Raw genomic sequence first — 3,509 nt, 5'->3', positions numbered from 1 at the left:
GCGCTTGCCGCTGCCCGTCTTGCCCCGACGGCGCGCCGTTTCGCTCACCGCGCACCAGCCGCCCTGCGCGTCGTTCCATACCAGTGAATAGGCCTTATTCATATGGATTCCTGTCTATATGATTTTCCAACGCCCGTTGCAAGCGGGCAGACGATCAGGTCCGCCCGGAGATCCGGGCAGACTCGATCCCATCCATGCAACCGGCCGACGGCCAAGCTTGCGCCGCGCCGAACCGGTCCACCCCGGACCGGCCGGCCATGACCGGCTTGCATGTCTTTCGGCAACGTCATCTCGTATCGAGCGGGGAATGGCGCCGGAGCGGCGCTTGCAGCCCACACCGCGCGCGACGCCACGCCCCGCAGCGACGCGAATTACCGATTGCCGCCGACCACGCCGAGGTTCATGCCCGCGAAGCGTTCGGCCGATGCCGCGCCCGTCGTCCGGCTCGATTCGATGATTGCCGTATTGATGCCTGCGAAACCGCCGTAAACCGACGGTCGCGCCTGCGCCGGATAGTCGATCTTCGAGCTCGTGCTCGACAAGCGGATCGTGCCGGCGTTGCCGCCCACGAAGCCGCCGCTCATCGTCCCGACGCCCAACACCGTCCCGGACGACTCGGAACCGGTAATCAACGCTTCGTTCCACCCGACGAATCCGCCGACGGCGAGCCCGCTCGCGAGCGTCACGTCGCCGAACGCCTTCGAGCCGCTCACGACGGCATTCAGCCCCTTGTTGAGGCCGACCAGGCCGCCGACGTAGCTGTCGCGCCCGGCGGAAGCGTTCGACGTCGAGCTCGACGCGACGATCGCGCCGTGGTTTTCGCCGACGAGGCCGCCGACCGTGTTGTTCAGGCCGCCGCGCACGGTGCCGCCCGACTTCGAAGCGTCGATCGTCCCGTCGTTGACGGCCACGAGTCCGCCGGCCGTGCTCGCGTTGCCTGCGATCACGTCGCCGTACGCCACGCCCTGGCGAATCGTGCCGTCGTTCCGGCCGACCAGACCGCCGACGACGCCGCTCGCGGTATTGCTCACCCGCCCCTTCGCCGACACGTCCGCGAGGACGGCGCCGGCATGCTCGCCCGCAAAGCCGCCCACCGCCGCCGCGCCGTTTCCGGTCACGTTGCCGGACGCGTGCGATTGGCTGATCGCGCCGCCGACGTTGCTGCCGACCAGGCCGCCGAGCGTGCTGCCGGCCGTCGCGGTGACGTTGCCATTCGCCGAGGCGTCGCGAATGCTGCCGCCCACGTTGCTGCCGACCAGGCCGCCGACGGTCGCTCCCGACGCCGCGCCGACACTGCCGCTTGCCGACACAGCCGACAGCGCAGTATCGAAGCTCCAGCCGATCGCCCCGCCGACATAGCCGTTTTTCCCCGACGACACGGCCACCGACGAAGTCGAACGCTCGATGGCGCCGCTGCCGGCCAGGCCGACGAGACCGCCAGCGACCACGTTGTCGCCTACCGAAAGCTTGCCGCCGCTCGACGAATCCGACACGGTCGCGTCCCAGTTCGTGCCGACCAGGCCGCCCACCGTATACGTCCCGAGCGCCGGCGCCCCCTTGCTCGTGATCTCGGCGTCGGCGCGACCGTTCGCGATCCGCCCGCCGGCGAGGTTCTGGCCGACCAGCCCGCCAATCGACGTCACCTTGTCGTTGCCGCTGATCCGCCCCTGGAAGCTCGCACCGTCGATGGCGCCGCCGTTGTTCACGCCGACGAGCCCGCCCACCACGCTTTCGCTCCGGCCGGAAAGCGACGACGACACCGACATGCGCGTCGCGCGGACGTTCGAGATCGTCCCGCGGTTGTATGCAGCCAGGCCGCCGATCACCGAATCACTGGAGATCGACGTGTTGTTCAAGGTCAGCGAATCGAGCGCGAGGTTGGCGATGCGGCCGCGGTTCTCCGCAAAGAGGCCGACCGCCGGGCCGCCGGCAGTGACGTTCAGCCGCGAAACCGTGTTGCCGAGGCCGTCGAACACGCCGTCGAACGCGCCGTTCGCTCCGATGCTCTGGAACGATGCGCCGCGGCCGTCCACCGCGTTGCCCAGTACGTAGTGGCCGTTCAGGTCGCGGTCGACGCCGCGCAGGCCCGCGACGTCGTGGATCACCTGATACGCTTCGCCGTTCGACGAGAACGACGCATTGCGGCCCGACAGCGTTGCCGACGCGTTGTCCTGCGTGAACCGGTGACCCTTCACCGAGTTCAGCTCCAGATGCGCCTGCTCGCCCGTCAGCGCCAGCTTGTCATCCACGCGGATCTCGCCCGCCGCATTTGCCACCACGCGCGCCTTTGCGCCGCTTGCTGCTACTGCCTGCTTCAGCGCAACGTCACCCTTTTGCGACGTCAGCGTCAGTGCATGGTCGCTCGCCCAGTTCACCGGAGCGTCGACTGTCAGCGTGCCCGACGTATGAGTCAGTGCCACGTTCGTCGTGCCAAGCGCGCGCGACAGCGTCTGTCCGCCCAACGCACCGTCCGCATTGTCGACGTTCGCGTTCGCCGACTCGATCGTCCACGTACCCGTGCGACCTGACGTGCTGCGCGTATCGACCTGTGCGTCGCCCGCCACCTTCACCCGCTCGCCACGCATCGTCACGTCACCGCCAGCCGCGTTCAGCTTGCCGGCTACCTGCACCAGACCACCGTCCAGTACGATCTTCCCGCCGCGCGTGCCCAGCCCCTGCGCCTCGATCGTCCCGCTGTTGTTCACCACCGCGTTCAGCAGGCCGTTCACCGCGCGCGCCGTCATCAGCACCTCGCCGCCTTCCGCCTTCAGCAGACCGCCGTTGTGCGCCTGCGCATCCATCGCGCCGCCTTCCACCTGCAGGCTCAGCAAGCCGTTTCCGTCGAAGTTCACGTTGAACGTGTCGCCCGCGCCCAGTGCCACGTTGCCCGCCTGCGCCCGGATCACTCCCGTGTTCGACACCCGCGCACCCAGCAACGCCACACTGCCGCCTTCAGTGGCCGCGATCGTCCCCGCGTTCTCAACCGACTGGCCCGATGCGCCCGAGAACCGGTAGTTGCTCGCCAGAAAATCCTTGTCCGACACATCCTTCGTCGACGCCACCAGACCGCCCACGTTCACCTGTGCGCCTGCCCCGAACACCACCCCGTTCGGATTCACCACGAACACCTTACCGTTCGCGTCGATCTGCCCGTGGATCTGGCTGCCGTTCGTCCCGATCACCCGGTTCAACGCGATCGACTTCGCGTCCGGCTGCTTGAACGACACCCGCTCTCCGCCGCCCACGCTGAAGTCCTGCCAGTTCGTGATCAGCTTGTCCGTGTGCTGGTTGATCGACATCGTCTTGCCGTCCGCCGACGTCGCGATGTCCGCCTGCCCCGACGCAACCGCGCCGCCCGTCGGCAGCGCGTACGCGCTCGTCGCCGCCAACCCGAGCAGCGATACGCCCGCCGCCAGCAGGCGCTTGCCGCTGCCCGTCTTGCCCCGACGGCGCGCCGTTTCGCTCACCGCGCACCAGCCGCCCTGCGCGTCGTTCCATACCAGTGAATA

The 3,509-nt window shown here is 68.5% G+C and carries 2 protein-coding genes; both read right to left on the bottom strand.

The window, feature by feature from the left end; genetic code table 11:
• On the bottom strand, window positions 1–102 hold a 102-nt coding region (locus GQ56_RS47370), incomplete at its 3' end, for an ESPR domain-containing protein (RefSeq protein WP_152601845.1).
• Window positions 103–371: 269 nt separating this feature from the next.
• Window positions 372–3,509, bottom strand: a 3,138-nt coding sequence (locus GQ56_RS0138795; RefSeq protein ID WP_031403743.1) for a two-partner secretion domain-containing protein, incomplete at its 5' end; no start/stop codon positions are given.

This window comes from Burkholderia paludis, from assembly GCF_000732615.1.
Lineage (GTDB): Bacteria > Pseudomonadota > Gammaproteobacteria > Burkholderiales > Burkholderiaceae > Burkholderia > Burkholderia paludis.
Note: the sequence above shows the minus strand (reverse complement) of the source record. Positions and strands in the feature narration are given on the sequence as shown.